This is a genomic window from Streptomonospora nanhaiensis (assembly GCF_026642255.1).
GTDB lineage: Bacteria > Actinomycetota > Actinomycetes > Streptosporangiales > Streptosporangiaceae > Nocardiopsis > Nocardiopsis tropica.
The window spans coordinates 2,347,820-2,367,245 of sequence record NZ_CP113264.1; the positions used below are offsets into that span (position 1 = coordinate 2,347,820).

Here is a 19,426-nt window from a genome sequence, read left to right on the forward strand (position 1 = left end):
GGGCCGGTGCGCGGGCGGGGCGGCGGTCAGGCGTCGAAGTCGTACTGGAGCACGTACGCCGAGCCGTCCATCGTGATCTCGTTGAACTCCACGGGGCGGTGCTCGGAGGTGAGCGCGGTGCGCGCCACCTCCAGCACCGGTGTCCCGGGCGCCAGCCTCAGCTCCTGGCTCTCCTCCGGGGTGGGCATGCGCACCCGGATCTCCTCGGTGAAGTGGGCAGGCGCCTGCCCGAGCTCGGCCAGCCGAGCGTAGATCCCGCCGGGGCCGCTGTCGTGCTCACGGACGCGCCTGGCCGCGGCGGAGTCCACCAGGACCGTCAGGGGCAGGTACGAGACCGCGCGCTGGACCGGCCTCCCCTCCACGAGGTAGCGGCGCGAGCGCCGGAGCACCCCGCCCCCCTCGGTCAGCCCCAGGGCGCGGGCCACGTGCCCGTCCGCGACGGTCTCGTCCACGCACAGCCCGTCGACCTCGTAGCCCCGTTCCTCGCCGTCGGTCTGCCAGATCGCCCGGCCCTGGCCCCACAGCTCCTTGGACAGGCGGCGCGCACCGTGTCTTCGCACCGGCCGGAACAGGCGGACGTAGATGCCCGAGCCGCGTACGGCCACGGCCAGGCCCTCGTTGATCAGCACGGAGAGCGCCTGCCGGGCCGTCGCCCGGGCGACTCCGTGACGCTCCATGAGGGTGTTCTCCCCGGGAAGGCGGTCGCCGTCGGCGTACCGCCCGGAGCGGATCTGTCCGCGTAGTTCCTCGGCTATCTCCCGGTAGACCGGAGGGGACCCGTTTTCGGACGTCGGCACTACGTTCATCCTCTCGGCCGGGGGCCAAGCCGGTAAGCCCCGTCAATGCGGTGTGTCCCGTGGCGGTGATTCCAGTGGAGGGCACACATCGGGTATGTCCGATTGCGGGATGGTTCATGCGTCGTTGTGGGGCGGCCGAAACCGACCGGTTACAGCCGCGTCCCCGCGAGACGCCCTAGCCCCTGACGTAACGCGCGAACAGGTTCCCCTCCGCCTCCAGCAGGTGCGCGATGCGCACGGGTGTGCTCTGTTGTGACCACGCCTCCGGCGCTCCGGGGGCTCCGGGGCCTCCCGCCACGATGCGGGGCGGCCCCGATCCCAGCAGGTGCGGGCTCAGGGTCAGGCAGAGCTCGTCCAGGAGCCCGGCGGCCACGAACTCGCCCAGCAGGTGCGGTCCCCCCTCCGTCAGGATCCGGCGCATCCCGCGCGCGGCCAGCTCCCCGACCACGTGCGCCGGCGTCACCGACGCCCCGTCCACCACCACGACGTCGGCGTACCGGGCCACCCGCCGCCGCCGCTCCTCCGGCGCGCCCCTGGTCGTGAGGACCAGTGTGCGGGCGTCCTCGGGGGCCTCCGTCAGCAGCTCCTCCGGGAGGTCGAGCGAGCGGGAGACGACCGCCACGGCGGGGGTCCGGGCGCGTCCGGCGCGCAACCCCTCCCACGCCTTCCTGGCCCGGACCGGGCCGTACCCCTCCGTGCGCGCCGTGCCCGCTCCGACCAGCACCACGTCGCACAGGCCGCGCAGCACCCCCATCAGCCTGCGGTCGGGAGCGGAGGACAGGTCGCGGCTGCGGCCCGAGGGCCCCACCGCGCCGCCGTCCGCGCTCGCCACCATGTTGGCTCGCACCCAGGGGCGGTCCAGGCCGGGCGGATAGGCGTACGCGAGGGCCGGGTCGACGCCTGCGGCGCCCGGCGAGGGCAGGAGTTCGCGGAACGTGACGGGAGCGGAGGTGCCGGCGCCGCCGGCGTGTTCGGTCGACATGGTCACTCAGCGTAGGGGGTGCGGGGGCGGGCCGCCCGGAGAGGGCCGGGGTCGGCCCCGGCCCTCCCCGGGCCCCGGGTCAGGAGTTCCTGTGCGACACGCGGCGCAGCAGGAGCAGCGCCCGGTCGATCACCCGGACCGGGCCGGAGGCGGCCACGAACGGCCTCCCGGACACATCCGGCTCGGCCGTGTCCAGGACGGTCTCCCACGCCATCCCGTACTCGGTTCCCGGGACGGTGAAGTCCACCGCGTCCGCGCCGCTGTTGAGCAGGAGCAGGAAGGAGCTGTCCCGGATGCGCCGCCCGCGCGGATCGGGCTCGGTGATGGCGTCCCCGTTGAGGAACACCCCCAGCGCCTGGCCGGCCGGGTCCCAGTCGTCACCGGACATCGGCCTGCCGTCCGGCCGCAGCCACGCGATGTCGGTCAGGCCGCCCTCCCCGGCGGCGGCCTCCTCCACCGGGCCGCCGCGGAAGAAGCGGCGCCGCCGGAAGACCGGGTGGTCGCGCCGCAGGCGCGCCAGCCCGCGCACGTAGTCCAGCAGGTCGTTGTCGGGCTCCTCGTCCTCCCCCAGCCCGGCGCTCTTCCAGTCGATCCAGGCGATCTCGTTGTCCTGGCAGTAGGCGTTGTTGTTGCCGCCCTGGGTGCGGCCCACCTCGTCACCGTGGGAGAGCATCACCACCCCCTGCGACATGTACAGGGTGGTGAGGAAGTTGCGCACCTGGCGGCGGCGCAGCGTGATGATCGCCGGGTCCTCGGTGTCCCCCTCCACCCCGTGGTTCCAGGAGCGGTTGTCGTCGGTGCCGTCGCGGTTGCCCTCGCCGTTGGCCTCGTTGTGCTTGTGGTCGTACGAGACCAGGTCGGCGAGCGTGAAGCCGTCGTGGCAGGTGATGAAGTTGATCGAGGCCACCGGGCGGCGGCCGTCGTCCTGGTAGAGGTCGCTCGACCCGGCCAGGCGCGAGGCGAGCTCGCCCATCACGGGCTCGCCCCTCCAGTAGTCGCGGACGGTGTCGCGGTACTTGCCGTTCCACTCGGTCCACAGCGGCGGGAAGTTGCCCACCTGGTATCCGCCCGGACCCACGTCCCAGGGCTCGGCGATCAGTTTGACCTGAGAGATCACCGGGTCCTGCTGGACGATGTCGAAGAACGTGCTGAGCCGGTCGACGTCGTGGAACTCCCGGGCCAGGGCCGAGGCGAGGTCGAACCGGAACCCGTCCACGTGCATCTCCAGGACCCAGTAGCGCAGCGAGTCCATGATGAGCTGCAGCGAGTGCGGGTGGCGGACGTTCAGGCTGTTGCCGCACCCGGTGTAGTCGAGGTAGTAGCGCTGGTCCTCGTCGCTCACCCGGTAGTAGCTGAGGTTGTCGATGCCGCGCAGGGACAGCGTGGGGCCCATGTGGTCGCCCTCCGCGGTGTGGTTGTACACCACGTCGAGCAGGACCTCGATGCCCGCCTCGTGCAGGGACTTCACCATCGCCTTGAACTCCTGGACCTGCTGGCCGCGTGAGCCGCGGGCGGCGTACCCGCTGTGCGGGGCCAGGAAGGAGAGGGTGTTGTACCCCCAGTAGTTGGTCAGCCCGCGCGCCACCATGGCGTGCTCGGGCACGAAGTGGTGGACGGGCATGAGCTCGACCGCCGTCACCCCCAGCGAGGTGAGGTAGTCGATCACCACCGGGTGCGCCAGTCCCGAGTAGGTGCCCCTCTGGTGCTCGGGGATGCCCGGGTGGCGCATCGTCAGGCCGCGCACGTGCGCCTCGTAGATCACCGTCCGGTGGTACGGGGTGCGCGGGCGGGACTCGTTGCCCCAGTCGAAGAACGGGCTCACCACCACGCACTTGGGCACGTAGGGGGCGCTGTCGTCGGTGTTCTTGCGGTCGGGGTCGGCGAAGCGGTAGCTGAACAGCGACTCGTGCCAGGTGAGATTGCCGTTCAGGGCTTTCGCATAGGGATCGGTGAGCAGTTTGTCAGGATTGCACCGCAAACCGTGCTCCGGGGCGTAGGGGCCGTGCACCCGGTACCCGTACTGTTGCCCCGGGCCGATTCCGGGCAGGTACCCGTGCCAGACGAATCCGTCGTATTCGGTCAGCGGTACGCGCGTCTCCTCGCCGTCGTCGTCGAACAGACACAGGTCCACCCGTTCGGCGGCTTCGGAGAACAGGGAGAAATTGGTGCCGGACCCGTCGTAGGTCGCACCGAGCGGATAGGAACTACCTGGCCAGACTTCCACCATAGGATCTGTCGGTCTCTTGGTGTCGGGGCCTTCGGGTCTGGACGGGACGGCGCGAATCCGTTCCGTTCGGAAGGGTGGTCGTCCGTCACGCCCCTGCCCGAAAGCGGGCGGACGTGTTTCGTGACGACTTCTTCCTTCCGCCGCGACGGGCGAAGTATGCCGACCCCGGGCGATGATCGTCGAGGGGCGTCCCTCTTCGTGTCCTTTGTGGGAATTTGTTGTCACCGGCTCGGCGGGCGGCCCCCGGAATTCCCCGTGCGGCGGCCGCCGCACGGGGAGGGGCGGCGGGACGGCCGACCCGGCGTGCGCCGTGCGCGTCCGGCCCGCGGGCCGTGCGCGTCCGGCCCGCGGGCCGTGCGGGCCGGACGCGGTTCAGCTGCGCGGCCGGGCCCGGTCCAGGATCAGCCCGGTGTCCGTCCCCCGGGGCAGGGTGCCGAACACGTGCCCCCACTCGCCGCCCAGACGCGACGCGGTGAACGCCTCCGCGACCGGGGTCGGCGCGTACCGCAGCAGCAGCGACGCCTGGAGGGTCAGGGCCATCAGCTCCACCACGGACCGGGCGCGGTACTGGACCTCCTCCTGGTCGCCCAGGGACTGCTCCAGGCGCTTGACGGCCGCGTCGTAGTGGTCGTCCACACCGGCGGCGGTGCCCAGCTCCGCGAAGAACGCCTCCACCGACTCCGGGCTGCGGCCCATCGCGCGCAGGACGTCCAGCGCCGCCACGTTGCCCGAACCCTCCCAGATCGAGTTGAGCGGCGAGTCGCGGAACAGGCGGGGCATCCCCGACTCCTCCACGTACCCGTTGCCGCCCAGGCACTCCAGGGCCTCCGCGGCATGGGCGGGCTGGCGCTTGGTCACCCAGAACTTGCCCACCGCCACCCCCAGGCGCCGGAACGCCGACTCCGATCCGTCGCCGCGCACCGAGCGGTCCACCGCCCCGGCCAGGCGCGTCATCAGGGCCGTCGCCGCCTCGGACTCCAGCGCCAGGTCGGCGAGCACGTTGCGCATCAGGGGCTGGTCGACCAGCGCCGCGCCGAACGCCCGGCGGTGCTCGGCGTGGTGCAGCGCCTGTACGACCGCGGCGCGCATGCCCGAGGCCGAGCCGATCACGCAGTCCAGCCGCGTGCTGTTGACCATCTCGATGATGGTGGGCACACCCCGGCCGGGTTCGCCGACCAGGTGGGCGACGGCCCCGTCGTACTCCAGCTCGGCCGAGGCGTTGGACCTGTTGCCCAGCTTGTCCTTGAGCCGCTGGACGGACAGCCCGTTGCGGCTGCCGTCCTCCAGCACACGGGGCACGAGGAAGCAGGTGAGCCCCTCCGGGGCCTGCGCGAGGGTGAGGAAGAAGTCGCTCATCGGCGCGGACGTGAACCACTTGTGCCCGGTGAGCAGGTAGTGCCCCCCGGAGGAGGGCACCGCGCGCGTGGTGTTGGCGCGCACGTCCGAGCCGCCCTGCTTCTCCGTCATCGACATGCCCGCGAGCAGCCCGTGCTTGGTGTGCGGGGCCCGCAGCCCGAAGTCGTACGTACGGGCCGTGAGCAGCGGCTCGTACCGCTGCGCCAGCTCCGGGGCGTGGCGCAGCGCGGGCACCACCGCGTAGGTCATCGAGACGGGGCAGCCGTGACCGCTCTCCGCCTGGGACCACAGGAAGAACTTGGCCGCGCGGGCCACGTGCGCGCCCGCCCGCTCCTCCGCCCACGGGGCGGCGTGCATGCCGTGCTCGACCGCCTGGTCCATCAGCACGTGGTAGGCGGGCTGGTAGTCGACCTCGTCCACGCGGTGGCCGTAGCGGTCGTGCGTGCGCAGCACCGGGGGATAGGCGTTGGCGGACTCGCCCCAGGCGCGCACCCGCTCCGACCCGGCGGCGTCGCCGACCGCGCGCACGTCGGCCTCGGCCCACTCGGCGCCCTCGCGCCGCAGTCCTTCGAGGAGGGCGGGGTCCTCCCCGGCGCTGTAGTCGCCGAGCGGTGCGGCCTGGTTGAACACCTCGTGTGTCGGGGGCATCGACCTACCGTCCTTCTGGCTCGGTGTTCGGAGGGTTCCGGAATCCTACCCGTGCCCGGGACGCCGAACGGAACAGGATTCGGTAACGCTGTGGACACACGTTTCCCCCGCCCCCTGCCTGATCAGACCGGGCGCGGCGGACCGCGGGGCATGGGAGCCCTCCCATGCGTCAGGGCCAGAGCAGACCGCGTTCCCAGGACCCGTCCGGCCCCGTGCGGGAGTAGTGCAGGCGCGTGTGGCGCCGGTCCGGGGCGGCCTGCCAGAACTCGACCTCGGCGGGGGAGACCACGTACAGGCCCCAGTCCCCGGGGGCCAGCCCCGGCTCGCGCTCCAGGAGCTCCCGGCCCCGGTCCGCGGCCCTGTCCACCTCGGCGGGATCGGCCAGGGGCCGGCTCTGCCTGCCGTGCAGGCCGGCCACCCGCGACTCCAGGGGACGCGCGAGGAAGTCGGCCGCGCACTGCTCCGGGGAGGCGAGCTCCACCGAGCCCCGCACCCGCACCTGGCGCCCCTGCGGCCCCCAGTGGAAGAGCAGTGCCGCGGCGGGGTTGGCGGCCAGCTCCCGGCCCTTGCGGGAGGTGGTCGTGGTGGCGAACCACCATCCCCGCTGTGTGAAGTCCTTCATGATCACCACCCGCGCCGACGGGGCGCCCGCCTGGTCCGCGGTGGCCACCGTCATCGCGTGCGGTTCGGGCACCCCGTCCCGCAGCGCCGCGGTGAACCACTCCAGGAACAGCTCCGCCGGGTCGTCGGGCGCCGCGGCGGGGTCGAACCCCGGCAGCGGGCCCGCGAACACCGGCAGCCCCCTCAGCAGGTCCCTGATGCCGTCCTTCGCCGGAGCCCCCTGCGGCTCCGGCGCGCTCCGGTCCCCGGGCACGGCCACCTCCACGGCTCGTACGGCCGGCGGCGTCCGGCCGGAGCGCCGCCGGTCCTGATTCTTCTCGCCCGCGCCGCCCGGCACAAGGGACGCCCCCCGCCTGTGGACGACCGTGTCGGGGGGGCGTCTGCACCGGTCAGGGGGCCGGGGCGGCCGGGAGCGGCGACAAGCCGGCGGACGCCGGACCGGGGCGGGGCCTGCGGGGGCGGACCCGGGGCCGGGCCCGCCCGCCGCCTCTCAGGCGCGGACCACCGCGCGCCGGACCGCGACCGCGGAGTCGTACCGGTCCAGGACCACCCGGGCCAGCTCCGGCACGTCGCCCAGGGCCTCGGAGACCACGGAGGCCCCCGCGGACAGCGACTGCGAGCGGATGCGGTCGGCGAAGAAGCCCGGGGCCAGCAGGTAGGTGGCCACCGCGACCCGCCGCGCCCCCCGGCCGAGCAGGGCGGCGACCGCCTCGCCCGGCGAGGGGCGGGCCGCCGAGGCGAAGGCCGCCACCACCTCGCGCCACGGCCCGCGCTCCGCCAGCCGTTCCGCCAGGGCCCCCACGGTCGCGTTGGCCTCCGGGTCGCCGGACCCCGCCGAGGCCAGCACCAGCGCCGTCCCCGGCCCGGCGTCCGCCCCCGCCTCGGCCAGGCGCCGCTCCACGGCGTCCAGCAGCAGGGGGTGCGGCCCCAGCGTGTCGGCGTAGTGCACCCGCAGCCACGGGCTGCGCCCGCGCGCGGCGGCGAGCGCCCTCGGCAGGTCCACCTTGCTGTGGTAGGCCGCGGTCAGCAGCACGGGCAGGACCACGGCCTCGCCGGCGCCCCCCGAGGCCAGCTCTCCGAGGGCCTCGTCCGCGCCCGGCGCGACGTGGTCCAGGTAGGCCGCCCGCACGTCCAGCCCCGGGCGCAGCGACCGCACCCGGTCCAGGACCGCGGCGACCGTCTCGGCCGACCGCGGGTCCCGGCTGCCGTGCGCCACCGCCAGCAGGGGCGCCGACGGGCGCCACCCCGGCGTCCCGGCGCTCATACGTGGATCCCGCACTCGGTCTTGCCCGTCCCGGCCCAGCGGCCGCTGCGCGGGTCCTCGCCCGGCTCCACGCGCCGCGTGCACGGCTCGCAGCCGATCGAGGGGTAGCCGTCGTACTGGAGGGGGTTCACCATCACCCCGTTCTCGGCCATGTAGGAGTCGACCTCCTCCTGGGTCCAGCGGGCGATCGGGTTCACCTTGGTCATCCGGCGCCGCTTGTCCCACTGCACGACGGGGGTGTCGCGGCGGGTCACCGAGTCCTCGCGGCGCAGGCCGGTCAACCAGGCGGCGTAGGGCGCCAGCGCCCGCTGGAGGGGCTCCACCTTGCGCAGGTGGCAGCAGATGCCGGGGTCGCGGCCGTGCAGGCGCGGCCCCAGGGCCAGGTCCTGCTCGGCCACCGTGCGGACGGGTTCGACGTTGATCAGGTTGATGTCGTACACGGAGGAGACGGCGTCGCGGGTGCCCAGGGTCTCGGGGAAGTGGTACCCGGTGTCCAGGAAGATCACGTCGATGCCGGGCGCGGCCTTCGAGGCCAGGTCGACCATGAGCGCGTCCGCCATGGACGAGGTCATGCAGAGCTGGTCCCCGAAGGTCTCCGCGGCCCAGGCGATGATCTCCTGGGCGGAGGCCTCCTCCAGCTCGCGCGCGGCGCGCACGGCGAGCTCGGGGCCGCCCGCGGCGGTGATGGTGGAGTTCATGAGTTCCCTTCCGTCGGTCTGGAGGGGGCGTCCGCGCCGGAGAACGACGCGGAGCGCAACCCGACGTACTTGACGCGGAACACGCGGGCGCAGGACAGGCAGGCCCAGGGGTAGCCCTCGCCCTTGACGGCGGCTCCCTCCTCCGGAACCAGGTCCTCGTCACCGCAGTAGGGGCAGTAGTGGGGCGCGGCCCTCTCGGACATGGCGCACCTCTTCCTTCGTCGTGTTCCACGGGTCCTGCTCGGGCACGGCCGGGGCGGCCCGCGGGGCGGGAGCCCGCCCCGGCCGGGCCGCTCCGGTCGCTACTTCAGGTCGGCGTCGTCCGCCCGGCCGACCCAGGACGCGAAGGACTCACCGTCCTTCTTCTGGTCCTGGAACCGGCGCAGCACCCGCTCGACGTAGTCGGGCAGGTCGTCGGCGGTGGTCTTCAGGCCGCGGATCTTCTTGCCGAAGGACCGGGTCATGCCCATGCCGCCGCCCAGGTGGATCTGGTAGCCCTCCACCTGCTCGCCGTCGGCGTTCATCACCAGCTGGCCCTTGAGGCCGATGTCGGCCACCTGGATGCGGGCGCACGAGTTGGGGCAGCCGTTGAGGTTGATGGTCAGGGGCTCGCCGAAGTCCGGCAGCCGTTTCTCGAGCTCGTCGATCAGGGTCGAGGCGCGGGCCTTGGTCTCCACGATCGCGAGCTTGCAGAACTCGATGCCGGTGCACGCCATCGTCTGGCGCCGGAACACGCTCGGCTCGACCTGGAGGTCCTCCGCGCCCAGGGCGGCGCGGATCGAGTCGATCCGCTCCTCCTCGACGTCCAGGATCACCAGCTTCTGGTCGGCGGTCGTGCGGATGCGGTCCGAACCGTGCTCCTCGGCGATCTCGGCGATGCGCAGCAGGGAGGTGCCGGAGACCCGCCCCACCCTGGGTGCGAAACCGACGTAGAACCGCCCGTCGTTCTGGCGGTGCACGCCCACGTGGTCGCGCTCCAGCCCGGGGTCCAGCTCCGGCGCGGGGCCGTCCTGGAGCGCGTACCCCAGGTACTCCTCCTCCAGCACCTGGCGGAACTTCTCCGCGCCCCAGTCCTTGATGAGGAACTTGATCCTGGCGCGGGTGCGCAGGCGCCGGTAGCCGTAGTCGCGGAAGATCGAGCAGACGCCCGCCCACACCTCGCTGACCTGGTCGGGGCGGACGAACGCCCCGAGGCGCTGGGCGAACATCGGGTTGGTGGACAGGCCGCCGCCGACGAAGAGGTCGTAGCCGGCCTCGCCCGCCCCGTCGCGCACGCCCACGAACGCGATGTCGTTGATCTCGTGGTTGACGCAGTGGGAGCTGCACCCCGACAGCGAGGTCTTGAACTTGCGGGGCAGGTTGGAGTACAGCGGGCTGCCGATGTGCTCGTCGTAGATCTGGCGGATCTGCGGTGTGGGGTCGATGACCTCGTGCTCGGCGACGCCCGCCAGCGGACAGCCCATGATCACACGGGGGGTGTCGCCGCAGGCCTCCGTGGTGGAGAGGCCGACCGACTCCAGCTTCTCCCAGATCGCGGGCACGTCCTCGACCCGGATCCAGTGGAACTGGACGTTCTGGCGGTCGGTGATGTCGGCGGTGTCCCTGCCGTGGTCGCGGGAGATCTCGCCGATGGCGCGCAGCTGCGCCGCGGAGAGCTGGCCGCCGTCGATCCGCACGCGCAGCATGAAGTAGCTGTCGTCCAGCTCCTCCGGCTCCAGGACGGCGGTCTTGCCGCCGTCGATGCCCGGTGCCCGCTGCGTGTACAGCCCGAACCAGCGGAAACGCCCCCGCAGGTCGGCCGGGTCGATCGAGTCGAACCCGCGCTTGGAGTAGATGTTGATGATCCGATCGCGGACGTTGAGCCCGTCGTCGTTCTTCTTGTTCTCCTCGTTCTTGTTCAGCGGCTCGCGGTAGCCGAGGGCCCACTGGCCCTCGCCACGGCGGCGTCGCGGCGTGGCCGCGGTCGCTGTCCTGCCGGGCTGCGCGGAAGAGGGAGGCATCGCGGGTGTCTCCGATGGGGTCGCGGGGTGCTCACAGTCCCGGCGCCCGCACCGCCGGCCCGTGGGCGCCGCACGTCGTCGTGTCGGGCGTCACGGGTGGGATCCGCGTGTGGGGAAGCGAAGAAGGGGGAGAGCGCCGGGGCCGCGCGCACCCCTGGGGTGCGTCAAAAGGCGGCGAGATTAACCGACGCTGCAACAGATGGCACTGCGGACCCGAAGAAAGTCCACGTGGCGGCGCACGCAGAGCATGGGGTCCAGGGCAGCGATCATGCAATGAGAATGTCACGGGCTTCCGGACTTTGTCCAGACGCGCCGAAAGGCCCCCGACGTGAGTCACGTCACTCACCGCGTCGCCCGGTGGGGCCTGTGCCCGCTAACGTTCTCCCCGTGGTGGGATTCTGGGAGGCGCTGTGGCACGCCGTCGACGCATGGCTGAGACGGCACCCCCGCGCGCACGGCGGAATGCTGCTCGTCCTGCGCACCGTGCGGGCGTTCGCCCGGGACCGGGTGGTCGGCCTCGCGGCCGAGTCGGCGTTCTTCACCCTCATCTCGCTGCCCGCGCTGCTGCTGTGCCTGCTGGGGGCGCTGGGGCCGCTGGCCGCCGTGCTGGGCGACGACATCGTGGAGGAGATCCGGGTCTGGATCCTGGACCTGGCCGCGCGTGTGCTCACCCCGGGCACGGTGGACAGCGTCGTCAGGCCGCTCGTCGACGACTTCCTCGGCGGCGCCCAGGGCGGGCTCCTCTCGGTGACGTTCGCGGTGTCGCTGTGGTCGGGGTCGCGGGCGATGAACGTCTTCATCCGCTCCATCACCATCTCCTACGGGCTGGACGAGCTGCGGGGCTGGATACGCCAGAGGGTCCTCGCGTTCGTCGCCTACCTCGGGGGGCTGCTGTTCGCGGTCCTGGTCCTGCCGGTCCTGGTGGCCGGGCCCGACATCGTGCACGCGCTACTGCCCATCACCGTGGGGCGCCTCAACCTCCTCTACTGGCCGACCGTGGTGCTGCTCGCCATCGCGGCGGTCACGCTGCTGTACGCGCTGAGCGTGCCGGTGCGCACCCCGCTGTGGCGCCACCTGCCCGGCGCGCTGCTGGCCACGCTGGTGCTGATCGGCGGGTCGGCCGCCCTGCGCGCCTACCTGGACGCCTCCCTGGGCCAGGTGAGCATCTACGGTTCGCTGGCGGCGCCGATCGCCATCCTGGCCTGGCTGTACGTGATGGCCGTCGCCGTCCTGGTCGGGTCCTCGTTCAACTCCGAGATCGACGCCATGTGGCCGACCGTCCGCACCGCCGCGGCCAGGGCCGAGCTCGCGAACCGCCGGTTCGAGCGGGCGGACCGCCTCGTCCAGCGGCGTGAGCAGGCGGTCATCGACACGATCGTGGAGGGCAACGGCCGCTGAGGCCCGCCGACTCGCCGAAGGTCGCTCCGCCCCGGTACCGTCGCGGAAGCCGTCCGGGAGGAGGGCCGCGGCCCCGCGGCCCCGGGTCCGGACGCCGCACCACGAGAGGTCACCCCCATGACCGTCCCCCCGTCCCCCGCCGGCCCCCGGCCCCGTGTCGCCGCCCCTGAGCGGGGGTACGGCGGATGAGGGCGTCGCCCCTGCTCGCCGCCTGTGCGAGCGCAGGCCCTCTGGCCTGCTTCGTGATCCTCCCGGTGGTGCGGTTCACGGGGAATCCCGTGCCGGTGGCGGCCGGGATCTTCCTCGCCCTGTTCCTCGGGTGGGCCGCCGCCTGCTGCACGACGGTCGCCCACACGGAGATGACGTTCTCGGAGAGGATCCGCTGGGCGGGGGGAGAGCATTTCTTCTCCGTGACGACCCGGTTCAACCTCGTCACCTCCGTCCCCCTCACCCTGCTCGCCCTGGCGTTCGTCGTCTTCAACTCCGCCTGGACGATGATGCCCCTGCTGGCGGTCTCCTGCGGGTCCGCCGTCCTGGCCTGGGTCCACCTGAGGAGGGAGCGTGCGGCGCGGCTGGAGGCCGCGGCGGAACCGGTGCTCACCGGGCCGAAGGTGATCGGCCTGCGCAGCCCGGGACAGGTGCCGCGGGGGTGGGTGCCGGTGGTGGTCCACCGGCCGCATGCGGGCATGCGGGACATGCTCGTCGACTATCGGGTCCACGTGGACGGCGACAGGGTGGGGACGGTGGCTCCTGGGGAGAGCCTCGTCGTGGGCCTTCCCCCGGGACCGCACAGCGTCCGGTGCGCGTACGCCGGGTTCTCCAGTGTCCCGGTGTCCTTCGCGGCGGTCCCGGGCGTCACCGTCCACCTCGTGGGCGAACCGGGGGGAACGGCCGCCACCGCGGCCGCCGACCAGCGGAACCGGCCCCAGGAGTACATCAGGCTCTTCAGGCTCCCCGGTTGACCGGTACACCGCCCCGGCGGGGCCGACGCGCGGTCCCGGAACCGCGCCGGCCGTGGTCGGCCGGGGGCCGTGCGCGCTCCGGGGCGGATCGAACCGCGGGACCCTGGCCGGATCCGGCCATTTTCGGTGTGAACCTCACGACGGGTCGGAGGGTCCACAACAGGGGCGGGACAGCGCGGAAAGTCCGGTCCGCATCCCGTGCCGGGGTGATCTTGCAGGTCGGGGGAGGGACAACGGAAACACTGTCGGAAGTTTCGCAGCGGATACCGGGTCCACCGGCCCATGGCCGGAATAGGTCCGGAGGACGACCATCAGTATCATCTCCAGCAGCATCGACTACGCGTGTGCCGGCACCACCGCTTGGTGACCACCCAGGCCGCGACCTACCGTCACCGCTGACCGAGGTCTCCCGTAACCCGTACACGAACAGGTCCACGTTTCCCATGCCTTCGGAGGCACCATGAGCCGGGCGTCCCGACCGGGGCAGTCCCGGCCCACCGCCGTCATCGTCATCGCGCCCGACGAACACAGCGCCGAGATCGTCATCGAGGGGCAGCGCCAGGTCGTCACCGGCCGCGCCCCGAAGGAGACCCGGCGCGCGGCCCTGGACGTCGCCACCGGCTATGCCGCCAGAATCGGGCAGCCGGTCCTGGTCGACGCCCGTGACGCCAACGGCGTCTGGCGCCTGGTCGCCACGCCCGACGGGGTGGTCCAGGCCGCCGAGCCTCCCGCGCCCGTCGCCGCCCCGGTCCCGCCCCCGCCCGCGGCCCCCGCGACTCCCACGCCTTCCGCGAGTCCGGTCCGGCCCGCGGGCTCCGGGCGCAGGCGCGGCCTGGTCATCGCCGGGGCCGCGGCCCTGGCCCTCGTCCTGCTCGTGGGCGCGGGCGTGGTCGTGACGCGCTTCCTCCCGAGTGGCGGCGCCGACCCCGCGGAGCAGGCGGCCGACGACGTCACCCTCAACCACCCCGCGCCGCCCCACTTCTCCGAGACCGTCGACTTCAGCGAGGCGCTCGCCACGGGGAGCCAGCCCGGGGTCAGCCGCGACGGCGAGCTCCTCGCCTACGTCGACCCCGAGGACCGGCTCAACCTGTTCGACGCCGACGGCTCACGCCTCTGGGCGGCCGACCTGCCGATGGGCTCCGGCGAACTCCTGGGCTCGCCCAGGTTCGTGGAGTACGGGGGCGGGCCCGCGATCGTGGCGGAGACGGCGGGAACCCTCTGGTTCTGGCCCGCGGACGGCGGGGAGCCCGTCGACATCCCGATCCCGGAGAACGCCTCCGCCCAGTACGTGGGCAGTTCGGTGCTCGTGCGCAGCGAGGAGGAGGCCTACGTCCCGGTCGCGGACGCGCTGGAGCCCGTGGAGGTCCCCGGGAGCGCAGCCCCGATGCTGGCCGAGGGGGAGAACGTCCTCGCCGCCGTCCTCAGCGGGCCCTGGACGTGGGTCTCCCCGGACGGCGACCCGGTCGAGGTCAACGCCGAGCGCCCGGACGAGGCCGGTGAGATGGAGTCGGTCGTCACCGCCCTGCGCGACTACGTCATCGTGCGCTGGGAGCCCCGCGAGGGCGACGAGACGATCCTGGCCTTCCACGACAGCGAGGACGGCAGCGTGATCGGTACCGCTGCCGTCGACCCCGCCCTCCTGGAGGACGTCCGCCACCGCTCCGGCCCCGTCGGGACCGACGTGGTCGCCTACGGGCCCATGGTCCTGGACCCGGCGACCGGCGAGTCCGCGGTGGTCCCCGGTTTCATCCCCGAGATCGCGGTCGGCGCACGGGTCTTCGGCCGGCTCGACGGCGCACTCGTCGCCGTCGACGCCTCCGGAGAGCCGTCCGAGGCCCCCGAAGGCTCGGTCCAGCCCAACGGCCTGCTCGGTGAGCGGGCCGTGGTGGTCCACGACGACCACCTCTATGCCATCCCCCCTGAGTAGATCTCTCCCCCTGAGCAGATCACTCGCAGAGAAGAGAAAGGAGTGGGATGTCCCCCAAGAAGCGCGTTCTGACCGTGACTGCGGCCGGTCTGTTCATGGCCGGTTTCTCCGTCAGCCCGGCGTTCGCCGTGACCGGTGACGAGACCACCCCCGACGTCGCCCCCGCGGTGACCGAGGCAACGGTCGAGTCCCCTGTCCTCCCCGTCCTCGACGAGGTCGTCCTGGAGGACGCGCCGATCACTGTGCCGGACCTGTTCCCGGCCGACTTCCCCCCTTCCCCGGAGAACCCGGGCGATGGTGAGAACCCGGGCAACCCCGACCCGCCGGTCGACCCGGACCCCGGTGACCCGGGTGACGGCGAGGACCCCGGAGACGGTGAGACGCCCGGACCCGACCCGGATCCGGACCCGGACCCCGACCCGGATCCCGACCCCGATCCGGATCCCGACCCCGATCCGGACCCGGACCCCGACCCGGATCCCGACCCGGATCCCGACCCGGATCCCGACCCCGACCCGGGCCCCGACCCGGACCCGGGCGAGGGCACCGACCCCGGTGACGACGACGGCGACGAGAGCCAGGCCCCCGGCGGCACCACCCCCGGTGGTACCACCACGCCCGAGGCCCCGGCTCCCGTCAACAGCGGCGCCGACGAGACCCTCGCCCAGACCGGCGTCGACATGCAGGGCTTCGTGCTCGGTGGCGCCGTCGTGACGGGTATCGGCGTTCTGGCCCTGTGGGCCGGTGCGCGGCGCCCGTCCCCGGTCGCTTAGCGGTACCCGCGTCCCACGGTCCCGACCGTGGACGCACCAGGGCCCCCGGTCGTGTCCCACGACCGGGGGCCCTGCCCGTGTGCCGGGGCGGGGGCGCTCCCCGCCCCGGCGCACGGCTCGCTCACCCGCGCGGACGCAGTGCCGCCGCCAGCAGGAACGCGGTGACGCCCGCACCGGAGATCACCCACAGGGCCGCCCCCAGGCTGAACGAGTCGGCCAGGAGGCCGATCAGGGGCGGGAACCCGAGGAACCCCGCGCGTCCCAGCCAGCCGACGACGGTCACGCCGTCGCCGGTGCGCACCCCCGGCACGTTCCCGGCCGCGGCCAGGGTGAGCGGGAACAGCGTGGCCACGCCCAGGCCCATCACGCCGAAACCGATCACGGTGGTCACGGGGTGGGGGAGGAGCAGGGCGAACGCGATCCCTCCACCCGCAAGCAGCCCGCTGGCGCGTCCCACCGCCACCGCGCCGAACCGGTCGGTCACCCGGTCGCCGGCGAGCCTTCCCAGCGTCATCATCGCCTGGCAGGCCACGAACGGCAGTGCGGCGAGGAACAGCGACGCGTCCAGCTCCGAGGTCATGTACACCGCGCCCCAGGACGCGGCCGAGTCCTCGATGCCCCCGGCGAACATCAGCAGCACGCCGAGCCCGACCAGGAGGACCAGCGCGCGGCCGGGGACGCGCAGCCGGCGCCCGTCCTCGCCGCTGGTCCCGTCCTCGCGCTCACTGCTGTCCGGTCCGGGCAGCAGCATCTGGCTCACCACGAGGTTCACCACCAGCAGCACGGCGGAAACGGCGCCGAGGTGCCACAGGAGCGGCACCCCGAGTCCGGCCATCGCCGCGCCCAGCAGTCCTCCCGCGACCGCCGCCAGGCTCCACACCGCGTGGAAGGTGTTGATGATGCTGCGCCGGTAGCGCCGCTGGACGCGCAGCCCGTGCGAGTTCTGCGCGGAGTCGGTCCAGGCGTCCGCGCTGCCCAGGACGAAGAGCGCGGCCGCCAGCATCCACCAGTTCTGCGCCAGGGCGATGAATGGAAGCGCTCCCAGGGAGACCAGGCTGGTCCCGACGGCCGCCCGGCCGCTGCCGAACCAGTGGATCAGCGGCCCCGCCAGCATGCCGGTGAGGATCGCCCCGGTGGGCATGGCCGCGATCGCCAGGCCCAGTTCGGCGTTGCTCAGCTCCAGCCGGTCCTTGATCACCGGCAGCCACGGCACCGCGTTGGTATAGGTGAATCCGTTGACGAAGAAGAGGGTGGAGACCGCGACCCGGGCCCGGCGGGCCTCCGGGGGCGGTGCTGCGGTCTTCTCGGCGGACGTGCTCAAGGCGGCTCCCACGTGGACGGTTCCGTGCGCGCAGATGCTATCCAGTCCGCTCATGGGACGACAGACGTTTTCGGCCACCGCGTCGGGCGGGCTTGCCATAGGACGCGGACCCGATTTACATAGGGGGTCCGCTCCGTATCCGAGAGGCTTCCGACCCGGACCGCTCGGCCACCCCGAGACCCGGGGCCCTGACCCGGCCCGCCCCGGGGCCCGCTCCCGCGCGGGGCCCCAGCCTGCCGTCCGCCGTCTCCCCCCACGCCGGGAACCGCCACACGCGGGCCCGGACGGAACCGGAAGATCCCATGATCAACACGAGCGCGCTGCGAGAAAAACCCACTCTCACCGGGGAACGCGTCCATCTGGTGCCCCTGGGGCCGGAGCACACCGACGCCTACTTCACCGCAGGCCTCGACGAGGAGGTCCGCAGACTCACCGGCACCCACCGCCACCTCACCTACGCGGAGGCCAGGGAGTGGTGTGCGACCCGGGCGGGCAGCACCGACCGGCTGGACCTGGCCATCCTCGCGCCCGGGGACGGGCGCTACCTGGGAGAGCTGTCCGTCTACGCCGTGGCCGCGGAGAACGAGAGCGCCGGCTACCGCATCGCCCTGTCCGCCATCGAGTTCACCGGCCAGGGCCTGGGCCGGGAGGCCACACAGCTCGTCCTGGAGTACGCCTTCGAGCACATCGGGCTGCACCGGGTATGGCTCCACGTCTACGCCTTCAACATGCGTGCCATCGCCGTCTACCGCTCCTGCGGCTTCTCCGTCGAGGGGCGGATGCGCGACTCGCTGCTCTGGGAGGGGCGCCGCCACGACGAGCTGCTGATGGGGGTGCTCAGGAGCGGGTTCCGGCGGAGCTGAGCCATACGGTTTTTGCCCGGTGCCGGGGTTGGGACCGCGGGGTCGGGGGGTATGCCGGTAGCACTTTCCAGCGGCTCATCCACACAGCCGAGAGGAGCGGTGCCGGGGCCCCGGTCCCGGTGCCGGTGAGGACATGAACCCGGTTCCCGTTTCACTGCCCTTCGCCGACCGGTCCGAGGCGGGGCGCCGCCTCGCAGAGCGGGTGCGCCCCCTCGTGGTCGACGACCCCCTCGTCCTGGCCCTGCCGCGCGGCGGGGTCCCGGTCGGGGCGGAGCTCGCCCGGCGGCTCGACGCCGACTTCGACGTTCTCATGGTCCGCAAGATCGGGCTGCCCGGCCGGCCGGAGACGGGGGTGGGGGCCATCGCCGAGAACGGGCAGGTGTTCTTCGACGACCGTGCCCTGGCGCGGATGCGGGTGCCCCGCCAGGCCCTCTCCGAGACCGTCGCGGCCGAGCGCGACGAGCTCGACCGCCGCCGCCGGGTCTACCGGGGCGAGCGCTCGGCGCCGCGCATCGCCGGGCGCGACTGCGTGGTCGTGGACGACGGGGTCGCGACGGGCGGCACCGCCCGCGCCGCGCTGCGGATGGTGCGCCGGGCCGGGCCGTCCCGGCTGATCCTGGCCGTGCCGGTCGCGGCGCCCGAGGCGGTCGAGGCGCTGCGGGAGGACGTCGACGAGATGGTCGTGCTCGGCGCGCCGGACAACTTCCACTCGGTGGGCGAGTGGTACCGCGACTTCGGCCAGCTCTCCGACGGGAACGTCACCGCGATCCTCGACGAGCACGGACGCGTCCGTCCCCCGGGGGAGGAGGCCCGCGGCGTGCGGGTGCGCGCCGGCCGGGTCTACCTCGACGGCGATCTCACCGTGCCCCCCGCCCTGCGCGGCGCGGTGGTCCTGGCCGCGGGGGAGGGGAGGTCGGACCCGCGCCGGAGGGTGGTCTCGTCGGCCCTGCAGCGGGCCGGGTACGCGACCCTGGTCCTGGACCTGCTGACCGCGGAGGAGCAGGCGTCGGGTCCGGCGGACGCCGACGCCGGTGCGCTGGGCGAGCGGCTGGGCGCGGCCGTCGGCTGGCTCCGCAGCGCGACCGACGCGGCGGACCGGCCCCTGGGCGTGCTGGGGTCGGGGAGCGCGGCGCCGGCGGCGCTGGTCACCGCGGCGGAGCGCCCCCGGGAGGTGGCCGCCGTGGTGGTCCACGGCGGGCGGATCGACCTGGCCGAGCCGCACCTGTCGGACGTGCGGGCCCCGGTCCTGGTCCTGCTGGAGAGCGGGGACTCCTTCGTCCGCGAACTGGGGGAGTGGGCCCGGGGCCGGATGGGCGGGACGACCGACCTGCGGGTCGTGCCGGGCGTCGAACAGCTGCTCCCCGGCGCGCAGGAGTGGAGACAGGTCGCGGTGGAGGCCCTGGACTGGTTCGACCGCCACCTCGGGGGCCGGGAGGGGTGACCCGGCCGCGGCTCCGGCCCGCGGACCGCGTCCCCGCCGGGCACGAGAAAACCCGCGGCGCCCTCGACGTTGCTCGTCGGGGCGCCGCGGGTTGATCGGGGGCCGGGGCCACCGGGGGAGATCCGCTGTGCCGTGGTCCGTGGACCTC

The 19,426-nt window shown here is 73.4% G+C and carries 16 protein-coding genes; 6 read left to right on the forward strand and 10 right to left on the reverse strand.

Features of this window, described 5'->3' with window-relative positions; all coding sequences use genetic code 11:
- Positions 1-26 precede the first annotated feature (26 nt).
- From OUQ99_RS10235 to OUQ99_RS10275, 9 genes are all read right to left on the reverse strand, one after another.
- On the reverse strand, positions 27-806 hold the full coding sequence (locus OUQ99_RS10235; protein WP_267949190.1) for a GntR family transcriptional regulator: 780 nt from the start codon (positions 804-806) through the stop codon (positions 27-29).
- 166 nt (positions 807-972) lie between these two features.
- On the reverse strand, positions 973-1,779 hold the full coding sequence (locus OUQ99_RS10240; RefSeq protein ID WP_267949191.1) for a pyrimidine reductase family protein: 807 nt from the start codon (positions 1,777-1,779) through the stop codon (positions 973-975).
- 79 nt (positions 1,780-1,858) lie between these two features.
- Positions 1,859-4,006: a glycogen debranching protein GlgX gene (glgX, locus tag OUQ99_RS10245; RefSeq protein ID WP_267949192.1), complete on the reverse strand. Its 2,148-nt coding sequence runs from the start codon at positions 4,004-4,006 to the stop codon at positions 1,859-1,861.
- A gap of 372 nt (positions 4,007-4,378) precedes the next feature.
- Positions 4,379-6,010 carry an acyl-CoA dehydrogenase family protein gene (locus OUQ99_RS10250; protein WP_267949193.1) on the reverse strand — a complete coding sequence of 544 codons (1,632 nt, stop codon included), beginning with the start codon at positions 6,008-6,010 and terminating at the stop codon, positions 4,379-4,381.
- A 169-nt stretch (positions 6,011-6,179) separates the two neighbouring features.
- A complete protein-coding gene (locus tag OUQ99_RS10255) occupies positions 6,180-6,884 on the reverse strand; it encodes a pyridoxine/pyridoxamine 5'-phosphate oxidase (protein ID WP_267949194.1) in 705 nt (234 codons plus the stop codon).
- 237 nt (positions 6,885-7,121) lie between these two features.
- Complete coding sequence (locus OUQ99_RS10260) at positions 7,122-7,895, reverse strand: sirohydrochlorin chelatase (protein ID WP_267949195.1); 774 nt, start codon at positions 7,893-7,895, stop codon at positions 7,122-7,124.
- Positions 7,892-8,593 (reverse strand): phosphoadenylyl-sulfate reductase, encoded by a 702-nt coding sequence (locus tag OUQ99_RS10265; RefSeq protein ID WP_267949196.1) that lies wholly within the window; start codon positions 8,591-8,593, stop codon positions 7,892-7,894. The genes OUQ99_RS10260 and OUQ99_RS10265 overlap by 4 nt, the downstream gene beginning before the upstream one ends.
- On the reverse strand, positions 8,590-8,796 hold the full coding sequence (locus tag OUQ99_RS10270) for a hypothetical protein (protein ID WP_267949197.1): 207 nt from the start codon (positions 8,794-8,796) through the stop codon (positions 8,590-8,592). Before OUQ99_RS10270 ends, OUQ99_RS10265 begins: the two co-directional genes overlap by 4 nt.
- Positions 8,797-8,895: 99 nt before the next feature.
- Positions 8,896-10,593, reverse strand: a complete 1,698-nt coding sequence (locus OUQ99_RS10275; protein ID WP_267949198.1) for a nitrite/sulfite reductase — start codon at positions 10,591-10,593, stop codon at positions 8,896-8,898.
- A 387-nt stretch (positions 10,594-10,980) separates the two neighbouring features.
- On the opposite strand from OUQ99_RS10275, the gene OUQ99_RS10280 reads away from it, so the two are divergent.
- From OUQ99_RS10280 to OUQ99_RS10295, 4 genes are all read left to right on the forward strand, one after another.
- Positions 10,981-11,991, forward strand: a complete 1,011-nt coding sequence (locus OUQ99_RS10280) for a YihY/virulence factor BrkB family protein (protein ID WP_267949199.1) — start codon at positions 10,981-10,983, stop codon at positions 11,989-11,991.
- Between the two features lie 185 nt (positions 11,992-12,176).
- Positions 12,177-12,953 carry a hypothetical protein gene (locus tag OUQ99_RS10285; RefSeq protein ID WP_267949200.1) on the forward strand — a complete coding sequence of 259 codons (777 nt, stop codon included), beginning with the start codon at positions 12,177-12,179 and terminating at the stop codon, positions 12,951-12,953.
- A 460-nt stretch (positions 12,954-13,413) separates the two neighbouring features.
- Positions 13,414-14,880, forward strand: coding sequence for a hypothetical protein (locus OUQ99_RS10290; protein WP_267949201.1), 1,467 nt, complete (start codon positions 13,414-13,416; stop codon positions 14,878-14,880).
- Positions 14,881-14,927: 47 nt separating this feature from the next.
- Positions 14,928-15,653: a DNA primase gene (locus tag OUQ99_RS10295; RefSeq protein WP_267949202.1), complete on the forward strand. Its 726-nt coding sequence runs from the start codon at positions 14,928-14,930 to the stop codon at positions 15,651-15,653.
- 121 nt (positions 15,654-15,774) lie between these two features.
- Here the strand turns inward: OUQ99_RS10295 and OUQ99_RS10300 are convergent, their stop codons facing one another.
- Positions 15,775-17,028, reverse strand: a complete 1,254-nt coding sequence (locus OUQ99_RS10300) for an MFS transporter (protein WP_378554707.1) — start codon at positions 17,026-17,028, stop codon at positions 15,775-15,777.
- A 248-nt stretch (positions 17,029-17,276) separates the two neighbouring features.
- Here OUQ99_RS10300 and OUQ99_RS10305 point away from each other — a divergent pair, with 248 nt between their 5' ends.
- Both OUQ99_RS10305 and OUQ99_RS10310 read left to right on the forward strand, forming a co-directional pair.
- On the forward strand, positions 17,277-17,837 hold the full coding sequence (locus OUQ99_RS10305; protein ID WP_267949203.1) for a GNAT family N-acetyltransferase: 561 nt from the start codon (positions 17,277-17,279) through the stop codon (positions 17,835-17,837).
- Positions 17,838-17,970: 133 nt separating this feature from the next.
- On the forward strand, positions 17,971-19,278 hold the full coding sequence (locus OUQ99_RS10310) for a phosphoribosyltransferase family protein (protein ID WP_267949204.1): 1,308 nt from the start codon (positions 17,971-17,973) through the stop codon (positions 19,276-19,278).
- Positions 19,279-19,426 lie beyond the last annotated feature (148 nt).

What these genes read in the sequence shown, in the direction of transcription:
- OUQ99_RS10285 (WP_267949200.1), top strand. Translation starts at nt 12,177, where the DNA reads ATGAGGGCGTCGCCCCTGCTCGCCGCCTGTGCGAGCGCAGGCCCTCTG.
- OUQ99_RS10260 (WP_267949195.1), bottom strand. Translation starts at nt 7,895, where the DNA reads ATGAGCGCCGGGACGCCGGGGTGGCGCCCGTCGGCGCCCCTGCTGGCG.
- OUQ99_RS10275 (WP_267949198.1), bottom strand. Translation starts at nt 10,593, where the DNA reads ATGCCTCCCTCTTCCGCGCAGCCCGGCAGGACAGCGACCGCGGCCACG.
- OUQ99_RS10300 (WP_378554707.1), bottom strand. Translation starts at nt 17,028, where the DNA reads ATGAGCGGACTGGATAGCATCTGCGCGCACGGAACCGTCCACGTGGGA.
- OUQ99_RS10270 (WP_267949197.1), bottom strand. Translation starts at nt 8,796, where the DNA reads ATGTCCGAGAGGGCCGCGCCCCACTACTGCCCCTACTGCGGTGACGAG.
- OUQ99_RS10265 (WP_267949196.1), bottom strand. Translation starts at nt 8,593, where the DNA reads ATGAACTCCACCATCACCGCCGCGGGCGGCCCCGAGCTCGCCGTGCGC.
- OUQ99_RS10250 (WP_267949193.1), bottom strand. Translation starts at nt 6,010, where the DNA reads ATGCCCCCGACACACGAGGTGTTCAACCAGGCCGCACCGCTCGGCGAC.
- OUQ99_RS10305 (WP_267949203.1), top strand. Translation starts at nt 17,277, where the DNA reads ATGATCAACACGAGCGCGCTGCGAGAAAAACCCACTCTCACCGGGGAA.
- OUQ99_RS10240 (WP_267949191.1), bottom strand. Translation starts at nt 1,779, where the DNA reads ATGTCGACCGAACACGCCGGCGGCGCCGGCACCTCCGCTCCCGTCACG.
- OUQ99_RS10235 (WP_267949190.1), bottom strand. Translation starts at nt 806, where the DNA reads ATGAACGTAGTGCCGACGTCCGAAAACGGGTCCCCTCCGGTCTACCGG.
- OUQ99_RS10295 (WP_267949202.1), top strand. Translation starts at nt 14,928, where the DNA reads ATGTCCCCCAAGAAGCGCGTTCTGACCGTGACTGCGGCCGGTCTGTTC.
- glgX (WP_267949192.1), bottom strand. Translation starts at nt 4,006, where the DNA reads ATGGTGGAAGTCTGGCCAGGTAGTTCCTATCCGCTCGGTGCGACCTAC.
- OUQ99_RS10310 (WP_267949204.1), top strand. Translation starts at nt 17,971, where the DNA reads ATGAACCCGGTTCCCGTTTCACTGCCCTTCGCCGACCGGTCCGAGGCG.
- OUQ99_RS10290 (WP_267949201.1), top strand. Translation starts at nt 13,414, where the DNA reads ATGAGCCGGGCGTCCCGACCGGGGCAGTCCCGGCCCACCGCCGTCATC.